This window comes from Ectopseudomonas oleovorans, from assembly GCF_029845265.1.
In the GTDB taxonomy this organism is placed as follows: Bacteria; Pseudomonadota; Gammaproteobacteria; order Pseudomonadales; family Pseudomonadaceae; genus Aquipseudomonas; species Aquipseudomonas oleovorans.
On record NZ_JAOCLK010000003.1, the window covers coordinates 140,552 to 164,467 of the forward strand.

The 23,916-nt window shown below is 63.0% G+C and carries 17 protein-coding genes and 3 pseudogenes; 16 read left to right on the top strand and 4 right to left on the bottom strand.

The annotated features are described in order from the left end of the window. Positions 1-50: 50 nt before the first annotated feature. The 6 genes from N5J71_RS02995 to N5J71_RS03020 all read left to right on the top strand — a co-directional run bounded on the left by N5J71_RS02995 (position 51) and on the right by N5J71_RS03020 (position 5,463). Positions 51-275 carry a DUF2933 domain-containing protein gene (locus N5J71_RS02995; RefSeq protein ID WP_055986529.1) on the top strand — a complete coding sequence of 75 codons (225 nt, stop codon included), beginning with the start codon at positions 51-53 and terminating at the stop codon, positions 273-275. A 17-nt stretch (positions 276-292) separates the two neighbouring features. Further along, entirely contained in the window at positions 293-955 is a 663-nt protein-coding gene (locus N5J71_RS03000) for a methyltransferase family protein (protein ID WP_055986532.1), read from the top strand. Further along, positions 952-3,234, top strand: a complete 2,283-nt coding sequence (locus tag N5J71_RS03005; RefSeq protein WP_074856793.1) for a heavy metal translocating P-type ATPase — start codon at positions 952-954, stop codon at positions 3,232-3,234. The genes N5J71_RS03000 and N5J71_RS03005 overlap by 4 nt, the downstream gene beginning before the upstream one ends. A gap of 20 nt (positions 3,235-3,254) precedes the next feature. After that, positions 3,255-3,674 (top strand): hypothetical protein, encoded by a 420-nt coding sequence (locus N5J71_RS03010; RefSeq protein WP_055986539.1) that lies wholly within the window; start codon positions 3,255-3,257, stop codon positions 3,672-3,674. A 214-nt stretch (positions 3,675-3,888) separates the two neighbouring features. Continuing rightward, positions 3,889-5,016: a YVTN family beta-propeller repeat protein gene (locus N5J71_RS03015; protein WP_082469403.1), complete on the top strand. Its 1,128-nt coding sequence runs from the start codon at positions 3,889-3,891 to the stop codon at positions 5,014-5,016. 81 nt (positions 5,017-5,097) lie between these two features. Next, positions 5,098-5,463, top strand: coding sequence for a hypothetical protein (locus N5J71_RS03020; protein WP_055986542.1), 366 nt, complete (start codon positions 5,098-5,100; stop codon positions 5,461-5,463). A 419-nt stretch (positions 5,464-5,882) separates the two neighbouring features. Here N5J71_RS03020 and N5J71_RS03025 read toward each other — a convergent pair whose 3' ends face one another. From N5J71_RS03025 to N5J71_RS03035, 3 genes are read right to left on the bottom strand one after another with little or no spacing between them, the layout of a single operon-like run. Further along, positions 5,883-9,053, bottom strand: a complete 3,171-nt coding sequence (locus tag N5J71_RS03025; protein WP_055986545.1) for an efflux RND transporter permease subunit — start codon at positions 9,051-9,053, stop codon at positions 5,883-5,885. Continuing rightward, positions 9,050-10,567 (bottom strand): efflux RND transporter periplasmic adaptor subunit, encoded by a 1,518-nt coding sequence (locus N5J71_RS03030; RefSeq protein WP_055986548.1) that lies wholly within the window; start codon positions 10,565-10,567, stop codon positions 9,050-9,052. The genes N5J71_RS03025 and N5J71_RS03030 overlap by 4 nt, the downstream gene beginning before the upstream one ends. After that, a complete protein-coding gene (locus N5J71_RS03035; RefSeq protein WP_055986551.1) occupies positions 10,564-11,757 on the bottom strand; it encodes a TolC family protein in 1,194 nt (397 codons plus the stop codon). Before N5J71_RS03035 ends, N5J71_RS03030 begins: the two co-directional genes overlap by 4 nt. 29 nt (positions 11,758-11,786) lie before the next feature. Between N5J71_RS03035 and metR the strand changes: the two are divergent. The 10 genes and pseudogenes from metR to N5J71_RS03085 form a co-directional block, all read left to right on the top strand. After that, positions 11,787-12,476, top strand: a pseudogene (metR, locus tag N5J71_RS03040) (transcriptional regulator MetR); the annotation flags it as partial. 414 nt (positions 12,477-12,890) lie between these two features. Then, complete coding sequence (locus tag N5J71_RS03045) at positions 12,891-13,547, top strand: TetR/AcrR family transcriptional regulator (RefSeq protein WP_279916264.1); 657 nt, start codon at positions 12,891-12,893, stop codon at positions 13,545-13,547. Between the two features lie 6 nt (positions 13,548-13,553). Next, a complete protein-coding gene (locus N5J71_RS03050; RefSeq protein ID WP_279916265.1) occupies positions 13,554-14,636 on the top strand; it encodes an efflux RND transporter periplasmic adaptor subunit in 1,083 nt (360 codons plus the stop codon). 1 nt (position 14,637) lies between these two features. After that, complete coding sequence (locus tag N5J71_RS03055) at positions 14,638-17,793, top strand: efflux RND transporter permease subunit (protein WP_279916267.1); 3,156 nt, start codon at positions 14,638-14,640, stop codon at positions 17,791-17,793. Positions 17,794-18,251: 458 nt separating this feature from the next. Continuing rightward, positions 18,252-18,527, top strand: coding sequence for a hypothetical protein (locus N5J71_RS03060; protein ID WP_003460663.1), 276 nt, complete (start codon positions 18,252-18,254; stop codon positions 18,525-18,527). Continuing rightward, positions 18,527-18,862, top strand: coding sequence for a type II toxin-antitoxin system RelE/ParE family toxin (locus N5J71_RS03065; protein WP_279916268.1), 336 nt, complete (start codon positions 18,527-18,529; stop codon positions 18,860-18,862). The genes N5J71_RS03060 and N5J71_RS03065 overlap by 1 nt, the downstream gene beginning before the upstream one ends. A gap of 549 nt (positions 18,863-19,411) precedes the next feature. After that, positions 19,412-19,570, top strand: coding sequence for a hypothetical protein (locus N5J71_RS03070; RefSeq protein WP_158212580.1), 159 nt, complete (start codon positions 19,412-19,414; stop codon positions 19,568-19,570). A gap of 418 nt (positions 19,571-19,988) precedes the next feature. Next, a pseudogene (locus tag N5J71_RS03075) lies at positions 19,989-21,083 on the top strand (SulP family inorganic anion transporter); the annotation flags it as partial. A gap of 13 nt (positions 21,084-21,096) precedes the next feature. Beyond that, a pseudogene (locus tag N5J71_RS03080) lies at positions 21,097-21,890 on the top strand (universal stress protein); the annotation flags it as partial. Further along, complete coding sequence (locus tag N5J71_RS03085) at positions 21,889-22,104, top strand: hypothetical protein (RefSeq protein WP_108233202.1); 216 nt, start codon at positions 21,889-21,891, stop codon at positions 22,102-22,104. The pseudogene N5J71_RS03080 and the gene N5J71_RS03085, both read left to right, overlap by 2 nt. 51 nt (positions 22,105-22,155) lie before the next feature. Here the strand turns inward: N5J71_RS03085 and arsA are convergent, their stop codons facing one another. Beyond that, a complete protein-coding gene (arsA, locus tag N5J71_RS03090) occupies positions 22,156-23,910 on the bottom strand; it encodes an arsenical pump-driving ATPase (protein ID WP_143508182.1) in 1,755 nt (584 codons plus the stop codon). Positions 23,911-23,916: the final 6 nt, after the last annotated feature.

A 23,916-nucleotide genomic window follows, 5' to 3' on the forward strand; every position in this document is an offset into this window, starting at 1 on the left:
CCCACGCCGTGCATAGCGCTGCGCCCCTCGGTTTTTTGGAGAGTGCCAACATGCCCCATGACCCGCATAGCGCCCCAGCAGCCAACAACCCCTGGCGCTTCTGGCCTGCACTGGTGGTTTTCGCCGCCATCGCCCTGTTCCTCCTCTGGGAAGAGCATGAGGCCCATCTGCTTGGTGCCCTGCCCTATCTGATCCTGCTGCTGTGCCCGCTGATGCATGTGTTTATGCACCGCGGTCATGGTCGGGATAAAGATGGCCCGCACGACCACCACTGATCAGGAGGCAACATCATATGGAACATACAACCTCGGCCTACGGCCTCTGGGGCCTGGTGATCATCAATTCACTGGTGTTTATCATTTTCGCTTTCAGCTTTTTCAAGCCGAACAGCCCACGGGACTGGCGCACCTTCGGCACCTTCGCCGCCTTTATCGTCGCGCTGTTCGTCGAGATGTACGGCATTCCGCTGACGCTCTACCTGCTGGCCGGCTGGTTGCAAAGCAGCTACCCGCAACTGGATCCGCTGTCGCACAACGCCGGCCATCTGTGGAACAGCCTGCTGGGCATCGAAGGCGATCCGCATTTCGGTGCGCTGCATATCCTCAGCAACCTGCTGATCTTCGCCGGTTTCTGGCTGCTGGCCACGGCCTGGCGCGTGCTCTATCACGCCCAGCAGACGGGCGAGCTGGCCGAAAGTGGCCCCTACGCGCGCATCCGTCATCCGCAGTACGTCGCCTTCGTGTTGATCATGCTGGGCTTTCTGCTGCAGTGGCCGACCCTGTTGACTTTGCTGATGTTCCCAGTGCTGTTGCTGATGTACGCACACCTGGCGCGCCAGGAAGAACGCTGGGCCGAAGCCACCTTCGGTGCCCGCTGGCACGCCTACCGAGCACGGGTGCCGGCCTTTATCCCGCATTTGAGCAATTCCACCGCAAGCAAGGAGCAACAGCCATGAACGCAGCCGAACCCAGCCCCAAGCGGCAAAGCGCGATACTGATAGTGCCCGGTATGGGCAGCGACCACTGCGCCGGGCTGGTTAGCCAGTCGCTCAAGCGCCTGCCCGGCATCGCCGAACTAAGCACCAGCATCGCCAGCCACAAGGTACGCATCGAATTCGATGCCGAGCAGACCAGCCTGGCGGCCCTCCAGCAGGCCGTGGAACAGGCCGGCTACCAGGTGGCCAAGGCGGTGCTGGCCAGCACTGCAGGCGAACCCACAGGGGCCGAAGAGGAAGAGCAGTACCTGCGCGACGCCTGGCGGCGCATGTGGATAGCCGGCGTACCGGCAACCCTGATCATGCTACTGATGGCCCTGCCCATGGCCGGCGTAGCGGTGCCCGGCTACCTGGCCATCGTGGTGGTGCTCGCCGCCATCCCAGTGTTTATCGCCGGGGCCAGCACCCATGTGTCGGCCTGGAAGGCGCTGCGCAACCGCACCGCCAATATGGATGTGCTGATCAGCCTGGGCAGCCTGCCGCCCTACTTTATCGGCCTGGTGGGGTTCTTCTACCCCATGACCTCCTTCGTCGAGATGGCCGCCACCATCACCACCTTCCACCTGATCGGCCGCTATCTGGAGGCCCGCGCCAAGGGCCGCGCTTCCCAGGCCATCCGCAAAATGCTGGAACTGGGGGCCAAGAGTGCGGTTCTGCTGCGCGACGGCAAGGAAGTGCAGGTGCCAATCGAAGCCGTGGTGGTCGGCGACCTGATGCTGGTCCGCCCCGGCGAGAAGGTGCCCAGCGACGGCGAGGTGGTCGAGGGTAACAGCCATATCGACGAGTCCCTGGCCACCGGCGAATCGCTGCCGAAGGAGAAAGGCCCAGGCGATGCGGTGATAGGCGCGACCCTGAACAAGGAAGGCCTGCTGACCGTGCGCGCCACCAAGGTCGGCCAGGACACCTTCCTCGCCCAGGTGATCGATCTGGTCGAGCATGCGCAAAGCTCCAAGGTGCCGATCCAGGAATTCGCCGACCGCGTGACCGGGCGCTTCGTGCCCCTGGTGCTACTGATCAGCCTGGCCAGTCTGGTGGTCTGGCTGGTCTGGGGCGAGTCGCTGCGCGGCGTGCTGGTATGGGGCGCGACCTGGCTGCCCTGGGTCAACCCCGAGCTTTCGCCGGGGCTGGTGGGGCTGCTGTCGGCAGTCGCGGTGCTGGTAATCGCCTGCCCCTGCGCCCTCGGCCTGGCCACTCCAACCGCGTTGATGGTCGGTGCTGGCCGCGGCGCCGAGCGCGGCATTCTCTACCGTTCCGGCACGGCCATTCAGATGTTCAAGGACATCAAGGTGATGGTGCTGGACAAGACCGGCACCCTGACACTGGGCAAGCCGGTGGTTACCGACTGCCTGCCCAGCGCCAGTGTTGACGAGCAGGCGCTGCTGCGCCTGGCGGCCAGCGTGGAATACGGCTCCGAACACCCGATTGCCCAGGCCATGGTCGAGCGCATCAAGGAACTCGGCCTGGAACTGGGAGCGCTCAGCGATTTCCAGGCGCTCAACGGCCTGGGCGTGCAGGGCCAGGTGGACGGCCAGTTGATCCGCGTCGGCAATGCGCGCTGGATGCAGGAATGCCAGGTGGACACCGCCGCCCTGGCCAGCCAGCTTGAAACCCTGGAAAACCAGGGCAAGACCGCCCTCTATGTGTCCCGCGAGCAGCAATTGATCGGCGTAGTAGCGGTGGCAGACAGCCTCAAGGAGGATGCCCAGGCCGCCATCGCCGAACTGCGTGCCCTGGGCATCCAGACCGTGATGCTGACCGGCGACAACCCGCGCGCCGCCGCCCATATCGCCGCCCAAGTGGGCATCGACAAGGTGCATGCGGGCGTGCTGCCCAGCGGCAAAGTTGAGGTGATTCGCCAGCTGCAGGCCGAATACGGCCAGTGGGTGGCGATGGTCGGCGACGGCATCAACGACGCCCCGGCGCTGAAACAGGCCAACATTGGCATCGCCATTGGCAGTGGCGCCGACGTGGCCATGGAGGCCGCCGACGTAATCCTTATCGGCGGCCGCCTGATGGGTCTGGTGGAAGCAGCGCAGCTGTCGCGCCTGACCTTCCGCAAGATCGTCGAAAACCTGATCTGGGCTTCCGCGTACAACGTCGCCGCCATTCCCATCGCCGCGGCCGGCCTGCTCCATCCAATGATCGGCGTGATCGCCATGACCGCCAGCTCGCTGTCGGTGATCGTCAATTCCCTACAGCTCAAGCGAGCCTCCTTGAGCGCTATTCACAAAACCCAATAAAACCCAGCAGGAGAAACACCATGAGCACATTCACCTACAAGACCCTGACCGCCCTCGCCCTGACCGGCGCACTACTGGCCGCCCCGGCCTTTGCCGAAGAGGCCCATCACTCTCAAGGTGCCGCCACCCCACCCGCCACCGCAGGCCAAGGCATGGGCATGATGGGCGGCATGGACATGGGCAAGATGCACGAGATGATGCAGCAGATGCACGCCGCCAAAACCCCGGAGGAAAAGCAGAAAATCCGCGCCGAACACCACAAGGCCATGCAGGAAAAAATGGGCACCATGCGCCAAGGCATGCAGAACAGTCAGTGCCCCATGGCCAAGGACGATGGCGCCCAACAGCAGTGCATGAAGGAAATGCACGAAAACATGCAGGGCATGATGCAGATGATGGAGCAAATGATAGAAGGCCAGAGCATGCAGCACGGGCAGTGAAGCCAGGCTGCCTGGTCTACGAAGGGCATCCACCCGCTATTGGTGGATGCCAAAGTCGTAATCGCGCGAAAGCTGGTTTCTCGCCTATGGGCTGCCTCCTAGGGTCTGTTGCCCCCTGATCGGCTGCGGTTCTTTGGGGGCATCAAGCCTGTAGGAGCCCTTGTGCTGTGGTTCGGCATTACGACGCGCCTTCAACTTATTCAGGAGTTTTACCATGCACCGTTTTTCACTCATCCGCGCCATTGCTGATCGGCTCACTTGCTGGTCGAGCAACAGCGCACAGGTCTGCCAGGGGCCGCCACAAGCAAAGAAAGCCTCTACCATCTGGACGCGCGCTTTGCGCCCGCAATGGCTGCTGGCTACGGTTTGCACTCTTACCCTCGCCTCAGTCCAGGCCAATCCAGACGGCCAGGTTTTCAGCGCCGACGAACACGGGGCTTCGCTGACCCGCATCCTGCTTGAGGATGGTCAGCGTCTGTCGCTGGATCTGAGTATTTCTCCCCACAATGTCCAGGTCAGCGCCGATGGTCGCTATCTGATGGCAGTGGGTGAGCGCAGCGGCGCTGATCACGGGCACGGCAAGAAAGCCACGCCAGGTTTCCTGCAGCTGTTCCAGATCGATGACTTTCAGCAGGGGCTGCTGGCAGAAATTGCCGTCGGGGCTCATCCGGCTCATGTGGTCAGCGACCTGAGCGGTCGCCATGCATTCGTCACCAACGCCGGCGCCAACACCGTCTCGGTAATCGACCTGCAAACACGCAAGAACATCGCCAGCATCGCCACCGGAAAATCCCCCCACGGCTTGCGTCTTAGCCCCGATGGCAAGGAACTCTACGTCGCCAACGTACAGGACGGTAGCGTATCGGTGCTGGATGTGAGCACACGCCAGGAGGTCACCCGCATTGCGGTTGGCAAGGCGCCGGTGCAGGTGGGCTTTACCCCCGATGGCAAGCGCGTATTCGTATCGCTACGCGACGAGAACAGTGTCGCGGTAATCGACAGCCAAAGCCGCAAGGTGCTGGCGAAAGTGGCGGTCGGTCGGTCGCCGATTCAGGTGCATGCCACGCCAGACGGACGCCTGGTGCTGGTGGCCAATGAAGGCAGCAAGGCCGCACCGGACAATCGCGTATCGGTGATCGATACCGATCGTCTTGAAGTCGTCGCCACCTACCAGGTGGGCCAGGGCGCCCATGGCGTCACGGTGGACGCCAGCGGCCGCTTTGCATTCATCACCAATATTTATGACGACAGCCTGTCGGTGATCGACCTGCAAGCAGGCAAGGTCATTACGACTTACGCCACCGGGCGCGGGCCCAACGGCGTGACCTGGGTCGCCAACTGAGCAGCACCCTGTAATCAAGCGATGGGCCAGTCGACTGCTTCCCCATTGTTTTCCCATTGTGCCAACAGAAGGAAAGCCGCCATGAAAGAAGCAAACCGGCTGGGCGTCTCCAGTGCCAATCTGGTAACCCGTCACTTGAAGCTCGAACCCACGGAGCGGGAAAAACTGGATGCGGCAATTGCCGAGATCGACAAGCTGTATGGCCTCGCCAGCGTCGCCTTCGATGACAGCAAGGGACGCCTCGACATGGCCTATGACGCGACCCGAATCTGCCTGGACTGCATTGAGGAAGTCCTGACAAAGTACGCCATCGAGGTCAGTCATGACTGGTGGACGCACTTCAAGGAAGGTCACTACCGTTTTGTCGATCAGAACCTGAAAGACAATGCCTCTCGTGAACCATGGAGCTGCCATAAGTCGCCACCAGGCTCCGGGCACAATCGATAATTCATAGCCCTTGCCATGCCCTGCGCGGAAATTCCGCGCCGAACTCGTTGAGCTTCGCAGGCTCAGCACCAACCTACGGTGCTGTGCGCTGACCTGGGCGTAATCGCTCATCGCGGCCAAGGCCGCTCCTACAAACAACGCGGTTTCGTGGACCTTATGTTCCTGCGCAATATCTACGACGTCGTAGGGAGGACATGCCGAAGGCTTGTCCGCCATTGGGCAGCCAGCGGTGGACAAGGCTTCGCCATGTTCACCCTACACAAGCGCACACCGTAGCCCGGATAAGCCCCAGCGCAATCCGGGGCCGCCCTCCTGGCTTGCAGCGCTTTCGCGTTTTCCAACCTCTTAGGGCGGGGGCAACCCGCCAAGCCTTTAGCTGCGCCTGTGCCCTGGCGGGTTTCACCCGCCCTACTGTTCTGTTATAGCACCTCTGATCGAGCCGCTTCGCCTTCACCCTTTGTCTGGCGCCGCAACTCGCGCAGGCGCAGCAACTGATAGGCCGCCGGCAGCACCAGCAGCGACAACAGGGGCGCGCTGAGCATGCCGCCGACCATGGGCGCAGCGATGCGGCTCATGATCTCGCTGCCACTGCCACTGCCCAGCAGGATCGGCAACAGACCGGCGATAATGGTCGCCACCGTCATCGCCTTGGGCCGTACCCGTTGCACCGCGCCTTCGCGAATCGCCTCCAGCAGGGCCGCCGGGCTGCTCTGCCCCGCCGCCTGGCGCTCGGCCCAGGCGTTGCGCAGGTACAAGAGCATGATCACGCCGAACTCCGCCGCCACCCCGGCCAGGGCGATAAAGCCCACCCCGGTGGCCACCGACAGGTTGTAGTCCAGCCAGTAGAGGAACCAGATGCCACCCGTCAGGGCGAACGGCAGCGTGGCCATGATCAGCAGCGCCTCGTCGAAGCGCGAGAAGCACAGGTAGAGCAGCACGAAGATGATCAGCAGGGTCGCCGGCACCACCAGTTTGAGCCGCGCATTGGCCCGTTCAAGAAACTCGAACTGGCCGGAGAAGCTCAGGCTCATGCCCGGCTGCAGAGGCACCTGTTCGGCGATGGCCTGGCGCAAGTCATGTACCACCGAAGCCATGTCCCGTCCGCGGGTGTCGATATAGACCCAGCCGGAGGGCCGCGCATTCTCGCTCCTGAGCATGGGTGGGCCGTCGCTGATGCCGATCTGCGCCACCGTACCGAGGGTGATCTGGCTGCCCACCGGGGTGTAGATCGGCAGCTCGCGCAGACGGCTCAGGGAGTCGCGCCATTCGCGCGGGTAACGCAGGTTGATGGGGAAGCGCGCCAGGCCTTCCACGGTTTCGCCGACATTCATCCCGCCAATGGCCCCGGCCACCAGATCCTGCACTTCGGCGATATTCAAGCCATAACGGGCGGCCGCCACCCGGTCGATGTCGATGTCGATATAGCGGCCACCGGTCAGGCGTTCGGCCAACGCCGAACCGACCCCGGGCACTGTGCGCGCGACCCGCTCCACCGCCTGGGTCACGGCGTCGATCTGGGCCAGGTCGCTGCCGGCGACCTTGACCCCGATCGGGCTCTTGATGCCGGTGGCGAGCATGTCGATACGGTTGCGGATTGGCGGAATCCACAGGTTGGCCAGGCCCGGCACCTGCACCGCGCGGTCCAGCTCCTCCACCAGTTTTTCCGCGGTCATGCCGGCGCGCCACTGCTCGCGCGGCTTGAACTGGATGGTGGTTTCGAACATCTCCAGCGGCGCCGGGTCGGTGGCGCTGTCGGCGCGCCCGGCCTTGCCGAACACCCGCGCCACCTCGGGCACCGTCTTGATCATGCGGTTGCTCTGCTGCAGCAACTGCGCAGCCTTCTGCGCCGACAGTCCCGGCAGTGCCGTGGGCATATACAGCAGGTCGCCCTCGTCCAGTGGCGGCAGAAACTCGCCGCCCAACTGGCTGGCCGGCCAGAGCGCGCTGAGAAACACCAGCACGGCCAGCACCAGGGTCGCTCTGGGATAACGCAGCACCTGCTCCAGGGCCGGTTGGTAAAGGCGGATCAGTCCACGATTGAGCGGGTTGCGCTGCTCGTCCGGGATGCGCCCGCGAATCCAGTAGCCCATCAGCACCGGTATCAGGGTCACCGACAGCCCGGCGGCGGCGGCCATGGCGTAGGTCTTGGTGAAAGCCAGCGGGCCGAACAGGCGACCTTCCTGGGCCTGCAGGGTAAACACCGGGATAAACGACAGGGTGATGATCATCAGGCTGAAGAACAGCGCCGGGCCCACCTCCACCGCCGCCGCACCTATCACCTGCCAGTGCCGCTCGCCCTTGAGTTCCTGTCCTGGATGAGCGGAGTGCCAGTGTTCGATCTTCTTGTGGGCGTTTTCGATCATCACCAGGGCCGCGTCGACCATGGCGCCGATTGCGATGGCGATGCCACCGAGGGACATGATGTTGGCGTTGATGCCCTGCTGCTGCATGACGATAAAGGCGATCAGCACCCCCAGCGGCAGCGAGACGATGGCCACCAGGGAGGAGCGCAGGTGCCAGAGAAAGGCCAGGCACACCAGGGCCACGACGATGAATTCCTCCACCAGCTTCTCGCCCAGGTTGCGCACCGCGCGGTCGATCAGCTGGCTGCGGTCGTAGGTGGTGACGATCTCCACACCCTCGGGCAGGCTGGCCTGCAGCTCGTCGAGCTTGCGCTTGACCGCGTCGATGGTGCTGCGCGCGTTCGCCCCGCTGCGCAGGATCACCACACCGCCGACCACCTCGCCCTCGCCGTCCAGCTCGGCGATGCCGCGGCGCATTTCCGGGCCGAGCTGGATATGCGCCACCTCGCCCAGGGTCACCGGCACCCCGCCGCCATCCAGGCGCAGGGGAATGGCGCGAAAGTCCGCGAGGCTCTGCAGGTAGCCGGAAGCGCGCACCATATATTCGGCCTCGGCCAGTTCCAGCACGCTGCCGCCGCTTTCCTGGTTGGCCGCGCCGATGGCCGCCGCCACCTGCTGCTGGCTGATGCCGCGGCTGGCCAACTTGATCGGGTCGAGCAGCACCTGGTACTGCTTGACCATGCCGCCGATGCTCGCCACCTCGGCGACATTGGCCAGGGCCTTGAGCTCGAAGTTGAGGAACCAGTCCTGCAGGGCGCGCAGCTGCGCCAGGTCGTGCTGGCCGCTGCGATCGACCAGGGCGTACTGGTAGATCCAGCCGACTCCGGTGGCATCCGGCCCCAGGGCCGGTTTGGCCCCGGCCGGCAGGCGCTCTTGGATCTGGCTGAGGTACTCCAGCACCCGCGAGCGCGCCCAGTAGAGGTCGGTGCCGTCTTCGAACAGGACATACACGAAGCTGTCACCGAAGAAGGAAAAGCCGCGCACCGTGCTGGCTCCTGGCACCGAGAGCATGGCGCTGGCCAGCGGATAGGTGACCTGATTCTCGACGATCTGCGGGGCCTGCCCTGCATAAGGCGTGCGGATAATCACCTGGGTATCGGACAGATCCGGCAAGGCATCGATGGCGATGTTCTGCACCGACCAGGCGCCCCAGGCGGTGGCGAACAGGCTGGCCAGCAGCACCAGCAGGCGGTTGGCCAGAGACCAGCGAATCAGCGCGGCGATCATGGCTGTGCCTCCCGATGGCCGTCATGGCGGTGGTTGTCCTCGGGCACGGGTGCCAGGCGCTCGATGCGCTCGATGCGCATACCCTCGTCATCGGCGCGCACCCCGACCCGCACCCGGTCGCCGGCTTGCAAACCTTCCAGCAGCGCCTCATCGGCGACCGGAAACAGCATGCTCATAGCCGGCATACCCAGGGTCTTGAACGGCCCATGGGTGAGCATCACGCCATCGTCTTCGATGCCGTCGATCTGCCCCTCGGCTTCATGCAGTGCTTCCTGCAGCTTGACCTCGGTCGCCGGTGCGCCCAGTTCCTGCACCAGCATGCCGCGCAAGCTGGCCTCGGAATCGAGCAGGAACTGCCCGGAAGCGACCACCTGCTGGCCCTCACTCAGGCCTTCCAGCACCTCGATGCGCTCGCCCTGCTCACGCCCGGTGCGAATTTCCTGGGGCCGGTAGCGCCCTTCGCCCTCGGCCAGCATCACCAGATTGCGCCGACCACTGCGGATCACCGCCTCGCTGGGCAGCAGCAGAGTCTCTGCAGCGGCCGTCTGGCCCAAGCGCACCCGCGCGCTCATACCGGGGCGCAGGCGCCCCTGGGGATTATCCAGCACCACCCGCAGACGCAAGGTGCGGCTGTCCAGATTGGCTTCGGGCAAAATGGCCTCGATGCGTCCGGCCAACACCTCGCCGGGTAGCGCCGGCAACAGGGCCTCGACCGGCTGCCCGGGCTCAATCCCGCTGCCTTGCGCCTCGGGCAGCGCCACTTCCAGCCAGACCCGATCCAGGCCATTGACTCGCGCCAGGCTCTGCCCGGCGCTGAGGGTCATGCCCTCGCGCACCTGCAGCTCCTGCAGCACCCCGGCAATCGGGCTGGTCACCGTCCAGATCCGCTGGACCTGGCCGCTGCGCTCGAGCCGAGCGACCAAGGCCGCCGGCATGCCGACCAGTTGCAAGCGCTGACGCGCCGCTGCCAGTAGCTGCGGCTGGTTAAGACTGCGCAGCGCCAGATACTCTTCCTGGGCCGCCAGCCACTCGGGCACCAGCAGGTCGACCAGGGGCGTGCCGGCTGCCAGCAGATCCTCGGGTGCCCGCTCATATACCCGCTCGACGAAAGCGGCGCTGCGCGCCTGCAGCAGCACCACGGCGCGCTGGTCATAGCCGAGGGTACCGACCGCATCCAACTCGTTGGCCAGCTGCCCACGCAGCACAGTGACCAGGCGCATGCCGAGGTTCTGGGTCAGCCGGGGGTCGACCTGCATGGCCGTACTCGGCTCGCTGTTGGCGCCGCTATCGGCATAACGCGGCACCAGCTGCATATCCATAAAGGGTGACTTGCCCGGCTGGTCGAAACGCTGCTGCGGGTACATGGGGTCGTACCAATAGAGCACCTGGCGTTCACTCTCGGTGCTGGGCTGGCTCGGCATGGCATGGTCCTGACGCCCGACCCAGTAACCCAGGGCCGCACCCGCAACGATCAGGGCAACCAGCCCCATGGACTTGATCACTCGCTGGCTCATTGGCCGCTCTCCAGGTTGGTGGCATAGGCAAAATGCAGGCGCGCACTGACCAGCGCCCGCTGTTCGGCGAAATCCAGATGGCGCAGCTGCGCCTCTACTTGCTCGCGGCGGGCGGCGATCAGCGTGGCCAGCTCACCCCTGCCAGCGCGATAGTCGGCCAGGCTCAGGCGTACCCGCTCCTCGGCCAGGGGCAGCAGGCTGTCGCGGCTGCGCTCAAAGGCGCGCTGCAGGCGTCGATGCTCGGCCAATTCCACCGCCAACTGCGTGGCATGCTCGCGCCACAGTGCCTCGCGCTCGGCCTCAAGGGCCAGCAACTCGGCACGCTGGGCGGCAATCCGCGGGTTCTGCCGGCTACCGGCAAATACCGGCAGATCGATGCTCAGCTGCAGCGAGAGCATGTCGCCGAAGGCACGGTCGCGCTGCTGATAGGCCAGCTCCCAACTCCAGTCGGGACGCTTGTCAGCTTCAGCCAAACGCACCCGTGCCTCGGCCTCACGGGTCTGCGGGGCGAAGGCCTGTAATTCGGGGTGCTGCTGCAAGGCATGCTGGTAACGGCTCACCTCCACTGGCCAATCGGGCAGTTGTCCCACCAAGGCTTCATCGGCCGCCGATCCGACCCAGCGGCGCAAAACGGCGCGCGCCTGGCTGCGCTGCAACTGCAGTTCGTCCTCACGCTCGGCCAGCACCAGGGCTTCCTGGCGCGCGGCCAGGCTGTCGACACTCTGCCCAAGGCCGGCAGCCAGGCGGGCCTGCACCGCACGTTCAAGCAGGCGATTTTCCTCGTAGAAACCCTGGAACAGTTGCAGGCGCTGTTCCAGGGCCTGGGCGGCGATCCAGGCCTGGGCGGTTTGCCGCTGCACCTGCAGGCGCTCGATCTGCACCTGCGCCGCGGCCGAATCGATACCCGCCTGGGCCAGTGCCACTCGGGCGCTGCGCTTGGCCCGGTTAGGCACCTCCTGCATAACGCCGAGCATGCCCATGGTCATGGGCTCGGCATCCAGGCGCCAGCGCGCCTCGCCCTCGATAGGCAGGTTCTGTAAGCCCAGCAGAAGCTTCGGATCGGGCAGCTCGCCCGCAGGCACTGCGGCCTGGCGTGCGGCATCCAGTTCGGCGGCGCGCGCCATCAGGTTTGGGGCTTCACGACCGGCCAGGGCCAGGGCCTGATCAAGGGTCAAAGCCAGGCTCGGCATGCTGAAAAGGCTCGCCAGCGCAGCGCCGGCAAGCAGCGGAGCGTGATTTGGCGCGCCTGGCCGGTGGCACCGCTGGCCGCTTGCACATGGCCATCGAATGCCACAGCTGCTTCCAGTGGCTGATGCCGACCATCGACCAGTTCCGCGATGCCTGGCCGGAAGTGGAGCTGGACCTGGCCTCGGGCTTCTCCTTCGCCCCGCTGCCCGCGCTGGCCCGGGGCGATCTGGACCTGGTGGTGACTTCGGATCCCATCGAGCTGGCCGGCATCACCTACGTGCCACTGTTCACCTATGAGGCGATGCTGGCTGTCGCCAATCAGCACCGCCTGGCGCACAAAGCCTTTATCCAGCCGCAGGATCTGGCCACGGAAACCTTGATCACCTACCCGGTGGAACGCGACCGCCTGGACATCTTCACGCGCTTTCTCGAACCCAACGATATCGAGCCGGCGCAGGTGCGCACCTCCGAACTGACGGTGATGATGATGCAACTGGTGGCCAGCGGCCGTGGCGTGTGCGGGCTGCCCAACTGGGCGCTGCACGAGTACAGCTCGCGCGGTTACGTCAGCGCCAAGCGCCTGGGGGAAAAGGGCTTGTTCGCCACCCTCTACGCCGCGATCCGCACCGACATGCTCGACTCACCGTTCATGCGCGACTTCCTGCTCACCGCCAAGGACACCTCCTTCGCCAGCCTCGAAGGCGTTAGCGTGGCGCGCTAAGACAGAGGCGCAGTGCTCAAAGTGCCAGCCAGTTAAGCAGGTAAAGGTGAGTATGTAGGAGCCAGCTTGCTGGCGATCCTGCCCTCGGCAATCATCAGCCCGCTTGAAGAAAAGCATCGCCGGCAAGCCGGCTCCTACAGTTGCGCAATCGTAGGGCGGGTTAGCCGCGTGCCACCATCCGCAATCACCACAATGTCTGTTGCGGCGTAACCCGCCATCGACGCAACGCATTTCATCGCCTGATAGGTTAGAAGCTTCGCCCCGGGGCTCCTACACGTATCCCTGTAGGAACTCCGCCTTGCGGTGAATGAGGCAGTGAACGGCTACCCGCAATTGCCTTGTTACAACTCCCGCCTTGCCGCAGCGTGACCAGTAGTCATAGCATGACCACCGGTCACGAAACTCGGAACAGTCATGCGCTACCAGGATCAACTCTTCCAGCAGCGGGAAAACGCCCTGCTGCAATCCGCTCGCCAGCTATTTCAGGAACAATCCTGGGATCGCGTCACCATCGCCGAGGTGGCCCGTCACGCCGGCATTGGCAAGGGCACGGTGTACAAGCACTTTTCCAGCAAGGAGGCGCTCTACGCGCGTCTGGTGCTGGACTGCTCGCGCCAGCATCTGAGCGAACTGCGTGAGACCGCAAACCAGGCGCCGCCTCGCGAAGCCATGCGCCATGTGATTCGTCGCGCCTTCGAACAACTGCTGGCCGACCCACTGCAAGCCCAACTCTGCCTGCTGTGCGACCGCCCCGCCTTCCAGGAACGCCTGGACGCGCCCTACCGTGAACAGTTCCTCGAGCTGGAAGGTCAGTACATGGCGCTGTTCAACCAACTGCTGCAAGGCAGCTTCAGCGAACTGCAACTCTCCCCCACTGATTGCCAACGCCTGCTGTGGGGCGTGGAGGCTTGCGTCAACGGCGTGATGGCCCGCATTGCCTCCGACGGCTTCGCCCATTGGGCCGAACCCATCGAGCTGGACGCCTATTTCCAGCGCGTCACCGATTTCATCATTGCCGGCCTGCAAGGCCAGGCCACCGCGCTGCACGCAGCGCCTGCACTCAGCGAGTAAACCCACATGTTCGCCCGACTCAGCAAGCGTCCCTGGATCATCGCCATCGTCATCGCCGTCCTGCTGCTGGCCTGGCTGTTCAGCGGCGATCGTTTCGTCGCTCGCGACGATGTCGAGCCCGACCAACCCGCCACCACCAACGATCTGGCGCGCGTCGAAATTCAATGGCTGGAAGCCCAACCCATGCAACGCCAGCATGTGGTGCAGGGGCAGATCGAAGCCTGGCGCCGGGTGGAACTGCGCGCCCAGGTCAGTGGCAGCGTGCAGAACCTGGACCAGGACAAGGGCAGCCGCGTCGCTGCCGATCAATTGCTGCTGAGCATTTCGCCTGACGACCGCCCGGCCCAGGTCGCGCGCAGCGAGGCCGATGTGCGCCAGCGTCAGAGCGACGTCACCGCCGCCAAGCGCCTGCGCGAGCGCAGCCTGGTGTCGGCCAACGAGCTGATGCGCCTGGAGAGCGAACTGGCCAAGGCCCGCGCCGAACTCGACAGCGCCCGCCTGCAGCAGCGCAACACCAAGATCAGGGCGCCGTTTGCCGGCATCTATGACCAGCGCATGGTCGAACTGGGCGATTTCGTCCAGCCCGGGCAGAGCCTGCTGACCCTGGTGGATATCGACCGCCTCAAGGTCAGCGCACAGATCGCCCAGCAGCAGGTCACCCAGCTCGAACTGGGCCAGCCGGTAAAGGTTGAACTGCTCGATGGCCGTACGCTGCAAGGCGAGCTGCACTTTATCGCCGCGGCTGCCGATCCCGGATCACGCAGCTTCCGCATCGAGGTCAAGGTGGACAACCCGGAAGGCCTGCGCCTGGCCGGCGCCAGCGCCACCCTGCACATCCAGACTGGCGAGGCCATGGCTCATCGCCTGTCCCCTGCCCTGCTCAGCCTGGATGAAAGCGGCCGCCACGGCGTCAAATGGGTCAACGATGCGCAGCGCGTTGAGTTCACGCCAGTGCAACTGATCAGTGTCGACAATCAGGGCGCCTGGGTCAGCGGTCTGCCGCCGAAGGTGGCGTTGATCACCCTCGGCCAGGGCTTCGTCCAACCCGGCCAGCAGGTACGCACGCAACTTGCGGCCGAGGGCAGTTGAGATGCACGCACTGATCGCCGCCGCACTCGACCGTAGTCGCACCACCATCCTGATTCTGCTGTTCCTGCTCTGCGGCGGGCTGGTGGCCTACATCGCCATGCCCAAGGAATCCAACCCGGACGTAGTCATTCCCATCATCTACGTCTCGGTGACTCTCGAAGGCATCAGCCCGGAAGACGGCGAACGCCTGTTGGTACGCCCGCTGGAGCAGGAGCTGCGCAGCCTTGAGGGCGTTAAGGAAATGCGCTCGGTCTCCAGCGAAGGCCACGCCTCGGTAACGCTGGAGTTCGACGCAGGCTTCGATGCCAAGGTAGCGCTGGCCGACGTGCGCGAGAAGGTCGATACCGCGCGCAGCAAGCTGCCTGAAGAGGCCGACGAGCCGACTGTCACCGAAGTCAATGTGGCGCTGTTCCCGGTGCTGTCGGTGGGCCTGTCCGGGCCCATCGCCGAAACCGAGCTGGTGTATATAGCCCGGCGCCTGAAGGAGAACGTGGAAGGCATCGCCGAGGTGCTCTCGGTGACCATTGGCGGCGACCGTGAAGACCTGCTGGAAATCGTCGTCGACCCGCAAGTGCTCGACAGCTACGGCATCGACTACAACGAACTGTTCAATCTGGTCAGCCGCAACAACCGCCTGGTCGCCGCCGGCAGCCTGGACACCGGCGCCGGCCGCATGAGCATGAAAGTGCCTGGGGTCATCGAAGACCTCGAAGACGTGATGCGCATGCCGATCAAGGTGGTCGGCGACAGCGTGGTCACCTTCGCCGACGTCGCCACCATCCGCCGCACCTTCAAGGACCCGACCGGCTTCGCCCGTATCAACGGCCAGCCGGCTATCGTGCTGGAAGTGGCCAAGCGCAGCGGCGCCAACATCATCGAGACCATCGATCAGGTCAAGGCACTGATGGAGCAAGCCAAGCCCCTGCTGCCGCCAGGTGTGGAAGTCAGCTACATCATGGATCAGTCGCAGGAAGTGCAGAACATGCTCGGCGACCTGCTCAACAACGTGCTTACCGCCATCGTCCTGGTACTGATCCTGGTGGTGGCGAGCATGGGCATGCGTTCGGCGCTGCTGGTCGGCCTGACCATTCCCGGCGCCTTCCTCAGCGGCATCCTGCTGATCTGGATGCTCGGCTTCACCCTCAATATCGTCGTACTGTTCAGCCTGATTCTGGTGGCTGGCATGTTGGTCGACGGCGCCATCGTCGTCTCTGAACTCGCCGACCGCTACCTGCAGCAAGGCCAGACGCCTCGCCAGGCCTGGGCCAATGCCGCGACACGGATGGCCTGGCCGGTAATCGCCTCCACCGCCACCACCCTGGTGGTGTTCCTACCACTGCTGTTCTGGCCCGGCGTGGTCGGCCAGTTCATGAAGTACCTGCCGGCCACCGTGATTCTCTGCCTGTTGGCCTCGCTGGCCATGGCCCTGGTATTTCTGCCGGTGCTCGGCGCCGTCACTGGCGGCCAGGCGCGCCCACAGCCCCCCAGCGCCAGCCGCGCCGGCAACGCCTACCGCAATCTGCTGGCGACGCTGCTCAAGCGCCCGGGGCTGACCCTGCTCGGCATGCTGGCGCTGATCGCCCTGATCTACGTCGGTTACGGGCGCTTCAACCATGGCGTGGAATTCTTCCCCGACGTCGAACCGGAAAGCGCGCAGATCTGGCTGCGCGCACGCGGCGATCTATCTGTGCAGGAGAAGGACGCCCTGCTCCAGCAGGTGGAAAAGCAGGTGATCGGCATGCGTGAGGTCAAGGCGCTGTATGCGCGCTCCCTGGCCCAGCCGGAAGGCCAGCAAGGCCAACTCGGCGCCGACGTAATCGGCACCCTGCAATTTCAGTTCGTCGACTGGCACCAGCGCCGCCCGGCCAAGGACATCCTCGCCGAAATGAGCCAGCGCACCGCCGGCATTCCCGGCGTGGTGCTGGAGTTCCGCAAGCAGGAACAGGGCCCCACCGACGGCAAACCGGTGAAACTGCAGATCAGCTCACTGGACCCTGCACTGGGCGAGCAGTGGGTCGAGCGTATCCGCGGGGAAATGCACAAGCTCGGCGGCTTCGCCGATATCGAGGACGACCGCGCCCTGCCCGGCATCGAGTGGCGGATCAAGGTCGACCGCGAGGCCGCCGCGCGCTTCGGCGCGGACGTACTCAGCGTCGGCAACGCGGTGCAGATGATCACCAACGGCCTGAAACTGGCGACCTACCGCCCCGAGGATGCCACCGACGAAGTGGACATCCGTGTGCGCCTGCCCGGCAACTGGCGCTCGCTCGACCAACTCGGCCGCCTGACCCTCAACACACCGGCCGGCCAGGTGCCGCTGAGCAACTTCGTCGACCTGCAGCCTGCGCCCAAGGTCGGCACCCTGCGCCGCGTCGATGGTGACCGCACCATCACCCTGCAGGCCGACCTGGCCGAAGGTGCGCGCCTGGACGAACGCCTCAAGGCGTTGCGCGAAGCGCTCGGCGATGTACCGGCCGAGGTCAAGGTGAAGTTCGCCGGCGAGGATGCCGACCAACGCGAGGCGGCCACCTTCCTGATGACCGCCTTCGTCGTCGCCATCTTCCTCATGGCGATCATCCTGGTGACCCAGTTCAACAGCCTCTATCAGGCGGCACTGGTGCTGTCAGCCATCGTCCTGTCCACCGCTGGCGTGCTGATGGGTCTGCTGGTCAATGGCCAGTCGTTCGGCATCGTCATGGTCGGCATGGGCCTGATCGCCCTGGCCGGCATCGTGGTGAACAACAACATCATCCTGATCGACACCTACAACCAGTTGCGTCGCCAGGGCCTGGAACCGCGTGAAGCGGCGCTGGAAACCGGTAGCCTGCGCCTGCGTCCGGTGCTGCTCACCGCAGTGACCACCATCCTCGGGCTGATGCCCATGGTGCTCAGCATCAACGTCGACCTGGTGACCCCGAGCCTCGGCTTCGGCGCCCCCTCGACGCAGTGGTGGACCCAGCTGTCCAGCGCCATCGCTGGCGGCCTGGCCTTCGCCACCGTGCTGACCCTGCTGCTGACGCCTTGCCTGCTGGTACTCGGTGCCCGCTTCGAGCGGCGTCCACCGCCGCTGGAGACCTACGACACCGACCTGCTCGACCTGCCGGAGCACCTGATCGCCACCAAACCCGACAGGACGCACCTACAGCGCAGTGACTGATACTAGAGTCCACCTGGCAGGGGCAACATGGCAAAACGCCAGATATTGCCTAGGCTATCCAGCAACGATGGTTAGGGCGGGAATGGAAAGGCAGCAGGGATGCTTTTAACAGACGCGAGGCGCGCAAGGCGTCTTGCAGAAACGACAAAGCCCTCTTTCGGAGGGCTTTGTCGTTTCCGCTCGCCTCGCATAGGCCAGCGCAAGCAATGACAATGTGCCAAGCCTCAATTGCGCGGCGTGTTTCACAGAGCGGAGTGCTCCCCTGGCAGCTCTGGCACTTCGAACTTCCCCAGAATATTCGCGTGATGGCAAATATCGTGACGCTTGAAACTATCACTCACAACGCCCTGAGCTAGACACAAAGATGATGACTCATGCTTTCCAGTGCAGAGAGCATTGCTTAGCATGCATACAACGTATATACGTTGCAGTTACGAATCGACCGATAGGTGACGACCATGGCCAAAGAAGCCGTTTTCAACCTGAAGCTTGAGTCTGAACTGCGCGAAGACTTCATGGCAGCCGCTCAAGCCGCACACCAGCCGGCCTCCCAGGTTATGCGCGACCTCATGCGCGACTACATTCGCCTGCAGCAACAGGTCAAAGAGCATGATGAGTTCGTGCAACGCAAGGTCGCTGCTGCAAGGGCATCGGTAGAGGCTGGTCGCGGCCGCTCCAATGATGATGTAGAAGCTGAATTCGCTGCTCGCCGGGCCAAGGCTCTGGGTCACTGATGCAGGTTATTAGGACACCTGAGGCCATGCAGGACCGTCTGGATATCTGGGAATACATCGCAACCGACAACCCTCGCACTGCTGTGCACATGGACGAGCTATTCAGTGCTGTTGCCGCTAGTCTGGCCGATTTTCCCGACAAGGGCAGGCTGGGAACGGTGGTCGGTACTCGCGAGCTGATCCCTCACGAGAACTATCGTCTCGTCTATCAGACTGAGCGTGATGTGGTCTGGATTCTTGCCCTGGTGCACGTCGCCAGGATGTGGCCACCAGTTCAGAGCCAGCTGCAGTCTCCAGCCGCTTTCAACACTTCTTCGACACCCTGCATGCCGTAGAAAGCAAAAACCCCCGAAACTCTGAGAGCTTCAGGGGCTTTGGCTTGGGTATGGCGGGAAGATAGGGATTTGAACGCTGTCTACTGCACGCCCACACCGCCACACGCACCTCTACAGCCCAATGAATCCGGCACCTGCTGGTTTTGAACGGTTTGCAGCGGCCTGGATTTTGCCCCCAGTTTTGCCCCCAAAATACGCGGGGCAAAAAAAGCATCAGTCGATCCCTAAGGAGGCATCCGCCTCATTCTCAGGGCGGGCCTCAACGTATGCGACCATGAGGGTCGCGGCATAGACGCAGGCTATCACCAGGGTCTTCCCCTGATCCACCTGCGTCCTCAGCGGCAGCGGCATTTAGAATCTGGCTTCTTGCGTAGCCAAGCGTATTGGACAGGATCAACACTCAGCAGTTGGCTATTTACAGCAGCTGAACTGGATCACCTGGGCAGGCGCAGGAGACAGCGCGGTTAAGGCCCTGAGGGTGGTTGGGCGAGACTCAATTCAGAGGATGCAGGCAGCTGGGCCAAGTATCACCCACAGTCTGGATTTGGCATGGGTTTACGCTTTATGGAAAGAGAAGGTCGGCAAGGTGAAAAGAATCGAGCATCGCCTTGGTTCGATGTGCCGGTTGGCCAAGCGATGGAATGCCCGGTGATTGGAAAGGGAGAACAACGCCGGGTTTACCGTCGTGACCACTACACCGCCAACTGAACTTGCCTGGATACATGATCGTTGGCCGCTACCGACTCGGCTAAAAAGCACCTAGCGAAACCTTCTTCAGGTGATCCTTCTAACCTTGGCTGACTGTCATAACGCAGACTCAAGGTCTCTGTTGTGCCCTAATATCGGAGACTAGGCTAACCGTGGTATGGCCTAAGTTCTTCCCTGCACTGACTGTTCAATACCTGACAGAATGACTGCTTCGAAAATATCTGCCTGGCTGCCTACGCCGCCATAGCGCATAGCCCCCTCCCTGAGTCAGCTCGGCTTACCGACTGATTCGTCTTGCTGCGCCTGTAGCAAACCTGCCGTTTCACACGGCACCACGTGATACCTACAACTTGAACCTGACGCTTTCGGCACGCCGTCCCGACATCGTGCTGCCGCGTCCATTGCCTTGGATTTATTGATGTTGCAGACAATCAAGCAGAACTGGTTTTCCAATCTGAGAGGCGACGTGCTCGCCGGCCTCGTCGTCGCGCTTGCACTGATTCCGGAAGCTATCGCTTTCTCCATCATCGCGGGAGTCGATCCCAAAGTCGGCTTATATGCGTCGTTCTGTATCGCTGTTGTGATCGCCTTCGTGGGAGGTCGCCCCGGCATGATTTCGGCGGCAACCGGGGCCATGGCGCTACTTATGGTGACCCTGGTGAAGAACCATGGCCTGGAGTACCTGCTGGCCGCCACGCTGCTGTGCGGTGTGCTCCAGATCATCGCCGGCTATTTGAAACTGGGCTCGTTGATGCGCTTTGTGTCTCGCTCGGTTGTGACTGGATTCGTCAACGCCCTGGCCATCCTGATCTTCATGGCACAGCTACCTGAACTGACCAATGTCACCTGGCACGTCTACGCCATGACGGCTGCCGGCCTTGGCATCATCTACCTGTTCCCCTATGTGCCCAAGATCGGCAAGGTGATCCCCTCGCCGTTGGTGTGCATCCTGGTCTTGACCGCAGTAGCCATCTACCTCGGGCTAGATATCCGCACCGTAGGCGACATGGGCCAACTGCCGGATACCCTGCCAGTGTTCCTCTGGCCGGACGTGCCGCTTACCTTCGAGACCCTGGCGATTATTTTTCCCTACGCAGCAGCGCTGGCTGTAGTCGGCTTACTGGAGTCGATGATGACCGCGACCATCGTTGATGACCTGACCGATACCACTAGCGACAAGAACCGCGAGTGCAAAGGTCAAGGCGTTGCCAACATTGCTTCGGGTCTAATGGGCGGCATGGCCGGTTGCGCCATGATCGGGCAGTCGGTGATCAACGTGAAATCTGGAGGGCGCACTAGCCTGTCCGCCTTGATCGCGGGTGTCGTACTGCTGTTAATGGTGGTGTTTCTCAGCGACTGGGTCAGCCAGATTCCCATGGCTGCGCTGGTTGCGGTGATGATCATGGTGTCCATCGGCACCTTCAGCTGGGACTCGCTGCGTAACCTGCGCAAATTCCCGCTCTCCACCAACATCGTGATGGTGGCAACTGTGGTCGTGGTGGTCTTCACCCATAAGGAGAACAACAATGACCCACGTAACCGCTTGCATTGACGGCTCTGCCTCGGCCCCTGCTGTTTGCGACTACGCTGCCTGGGCCAGCCAGCGCCTAGAAGCTCCGCTTACCTTCCTGCACGTACTGGATCAGCGCCAGTATCCGGTATCAGCCGATTTGAGCGGCAACATTGGTTTGGGCAGTCGGGAGCATCTGCTGGATGAGCTCGCCTCGCAGGACTGTTGGACGAAAAACGCGGAAAACCGGCCTTGGAGCAGGGGCGCATCATGCTCGCCGCTGCCAAGGAGAGAGCCATGGCCGAAGGCGTGAGTTCACCGGAGACCAAGCAACGCCATGGCGATCTGCTGGAAAGCCTGCGGGAACTGGAAAGCGATATACGCCTGCTAGTGATCGGTCGCCAGGGCGAGTCCAGTGGAGGAGCAGAAGCCCATGTTGGCAGCCAGCTGGAGAGCGTCATTCGCATCATGCACCGTCCTGTGCTGGTGACGCCGGCCAGATTCAAAAAGCCTGAGAGCGCGATGCTGGCCTTTGATGGCGGCGCAACCACGCGCAAGGGCGTAGAGATGCTGGCCGCCAGCCCCTTACTGAAAGGACTGCCTATCCATCTGGTGATGGTAGGAACCGAGACAAAAGAGGGCTGGGCGCAGCTGGATGCCGCCTGTTCAACCTTATCCACGGGTGGTTACAAGGTACATACCGCCATGCGAGCGGGTGAAGTCGAACCCACGCTGCATGCCTATCAGAAGGAGCATGGCATCGACCTACTGGTGATGGGCGCCTATGGGCATTCCCGAATCCGGCATTATGGCCAGCGAATTCGATAAGCCTGGTTTTGTTACCGAGGTTGAGGATGGTCGTCTCTGGGTTTTCCGCGAAGACTCTCAGGAACTGAAGGACTTCAAAGCCACTGGCGAGCCAGCCAAGCAGTTCACTGATATCGGTTCCGGCCCGAATGGCATGACGGTCAAAGCGGCTGACGAGAAAACCCTCAAGGATTACCTTGAGGTCATCAAGAAGTAAGCGCTTTCAAGCAGAAGGCCCGCAGAATGCGGGCCTTCTCATTGATGCAGATTACTTGCTGAGAGCGAGTAAACGCTCAACCCCTACCGGCTCCTCCGACATGAGCGGAATGACCGCATAGCGTTGCGCGTGCTCCGTAGCGACATGCTCAATATCCCTCAGTTCATTGACCGCCCGTTTATGTAATAGCGGTGATTCAGTCTTTGCGGCTGCCACGCTGTTGTTGATCACCCATGCCCAAGGCTCAATGCCGGCACGACGCAGATCAGCTTGCAGGCCAGCAGCCTCCAGCACAGGAGTGGTTTCGGCCAGGGTCACCAACAGCACCTTGGTTTGCTTAGGATCCTGGAGTTGCATCATCGGCGTGGAAAAGCGCATGTTGCTGCCCGACATCTGCCGAGCAATGTCGCGGTGATAAGCCCCGGTGGCATCCAGTAGCAGCAAGGTGTGGCCGGTCGGGGCGGTGTCCATCACCACGAACTTTTTCCCGGCTTCACGGATGATTCGCGAGAAAGCCTGGAATACGGCGATCTCTTCGGTGCAGGGTGAACGCAGATCCTCGGCCAGCAGCGCCCGAGCCTGCTCATCCAGGCCCGCGCCCTTGGTTTGCATGACGTGATCACGATAGCGCTGTGTCTCGGTATGCGGGTCAATGCGGCTCAGCGTCAGGTGCTCAAGCGTGCCATCCAGTGTCTCGGCAAGGTGCGCGGCAGGATCAGAAGTAGTCAGGTGCACGGGCAGCCCACGTCGAGCCAACTCGACGGCAACCGCTGCGGCCAGAGTCGTTTTCCCGACACCACCTTTGCCCATCACCATGATCAGGCCATGATCATCGGCGGCGATCTCGTCGATCAGGGACTTGAGTCGTGGAGCGTTCAATTCAATCGGCGCACTGGCCGGCGCCTGCGTGCCGTCAGCAGAGCCCTCAAGCAAAAGTTGTCGCAGGGCATCCAGTCCCACTAGGTTGAATGCTTTCAAGGGCAACAGATCGAGCGGCAGTGTTCGCAGCGCTGGCGGCATGGCGGCGACTGCGGCCTGTTCACGCTTATAGACGGCGGCAGCCAGGACATCCTTCTGCGCCTCACTCGCCGGCAGCACGCCGTTGATCACCAGGTACTGCTCTTGCAAGCCGATGGCTGCAAGCTCCTCGCGTGTGCGGGCAGCCTCGCGCAGGGTAGCGGCCTGTGCCCTGGCAACCAGAACCAGACGGGTCTTGGCTGGATCAGAAAGCGCCTCTACTGCCTCGCGATACTGGTCACGTTGTTTGTCTAAACCGGCCAACGGCCCAAGACACGATGCATCGCCTTGCCCCGCCTCCAGGAATCCACTCCAGGCCCCCGGCAGTTGCAGCAGCCGAATCGTGTGCCCGGTCGGGGCGGTATCGAAAATGATGTGATCGAAGCGGGCCTTCAGTTCATCGTTGACCAGCAGTGAGGTGAATTCGTCGAAGGCTGCGATCTCGGTCGTGCAGGCTCCCGATAATTGCTCCTCCATGCCCTTGACCACATCAGCAGGCATGACACCCCTCGCCGGGCCCACAATCCGATCCCGATAGGCCTGAGCTGCGCCCTGTGGGTCGATCTCCAGGGCCGCCAGGTTTTCCACGGCAGGCACGGCGGTAATGTGATTGCCGATCTCCAGACCGAATACCTGCCCCACATTGGAGGCCGGATCGGTGCTGACCAGCAGCACTCGCTTGCCCTGACGGGTCAGCTCCAGGGCTGTCGCGCAGGCAATGGAGGTCTTTCCGACCCCGCCCTTGCCGGTGAAGAACAGGAAGCGTGGTGCATTGTCGATAAAGCGCATTCTGAC

What these genes read in the sequence shown, in the direction of transcription:
- N5J71_RS03000 (WP_055986532.1), top strand. Translation starts at nt 293, where the DNA reads ATGGAACATACAACCTCGGCCTACGGCCTCTGGGGCCTGGTGATCATC.
- N5J71_RS03020 (WP_055986542.1), top strand. Translation starts at nt 5,098, where the DNA reads ATGAAAGAAGCAAACCGGCTGGGCGTCTCCAGTGCCAATCTGGTAACC.
- N5J71_RS03030 (WP_055986548.1), bottom strand. Translation starts at nt 10,567, where the DNA reads ATGAGCCAGCGAGTGATCAAGTCCATGGGGCTGGTTGCCCTGATCGTT.
- N5J71_RS03010 (WP_055986539.1), top strand. Translation starts at nt 3,255, where the DNA reads ATGAGCACATTCACCTACAAGACCCTGACCGCCCTCGCCCTGACCGGC.
- arsA (WP_143508182.1), bottom strand. Translation starts at nt 23,910, where the DNA reads ATGCGCTTTATCGACAATGCACCACGCTTCCTGTTCTTCACCGGCAAG.
- N5J71_RS03035 (WP_055986551.1), bottom strand. Translation starts at nt 11,757, where the DNA reads ATGCCGAGCCTGGCTTTGACCCTTGATCAGGCCCTGGCCCTGGCCGGT.
- N5J71_RS03005 (WP_074856793.1), top strand. Translation starts at nt 952, where the DNA reads ATGAACGCAGCCGAACCCAGCCCCAAGCGGCAAAGCGCGATACTGATA.
- N5J71_RS03050 (WP_279916265.1), top strand. Translation starts at nt 13,554, where the DNA reads ATGTTCGCCCGACTCAGCAAGCGTCCCTGGATCATCGCCATCGTCATC.
- N5J71_RS03025 (WP_055986545.1), bottom strand. Translation starts at nt 9,053, where the DNA reads ATGATCGCCGCGCTGATTCGCTGGTCTCTGGCCAACCGCCTGCTGGTG.
- N5J71_RS03015 (WP_082469403.1), top strand. Translation starts at nt 3,889, where the DNA reads ATGCACCGTTTTTCACTCATCCGCGCCATTGCTGATCGGCTCACTTGC.
- N5J71_RS03085 (WP_108233202.1), top strand. Translation starts at nt 21,889, where the DNA reads ATGGCCAGCGAATTCGATAAGCCTGGTTTTGTTACCGAGGTTGAGGAT.
- N5J71_RS03045 (WP_279916264.1), top strand. Translation starts at nt 12,891, where the DNA reads ATGCGCTACCAGGATCAACTCTTCCAGCAGCGGGAAAACGCCCTGCTG.
- N5J71_RS03065 (WP_279916268.1), top strand. Translation starts at nt 18,527, where the DNA reads ATGCAGGTTATTAGGACACCTGAGGCCATGCAGGACCGTCTGGATATC.
- N5J71_RS03060 (WP_003460663.1), top strand. Translation starts at nt 18,252, where the DNA reads ATGGCCAAAGAAGCCGTTTTCAACCTGAAGCTTGAGTCTGAACTGCGC.
- N5J71_RS03070 (WP_158212580.1), top strand. Translation starts at nt 19,412, where the DNA reads ATGGGTTTACGCTTTATGGAAAGAGAAGGTCGGCAAGGTGAAAAGAAT.
- N5J71_RS03055 (WP_279916267.1), top strand. Translation starts at nt 14,638, where the DNA reads ATGCACGCACTGATCGCCGCCGCACTCGACCGTAGTCGCACCACCATC.
- N5J71_RS02995 (WP_055986529.1), top strand. Translation starts at nt 51, where the DNA reads ATGCCCCATGACCCGCATAGCGCCCCAGCAGCCAACAACCCCTGGCGC.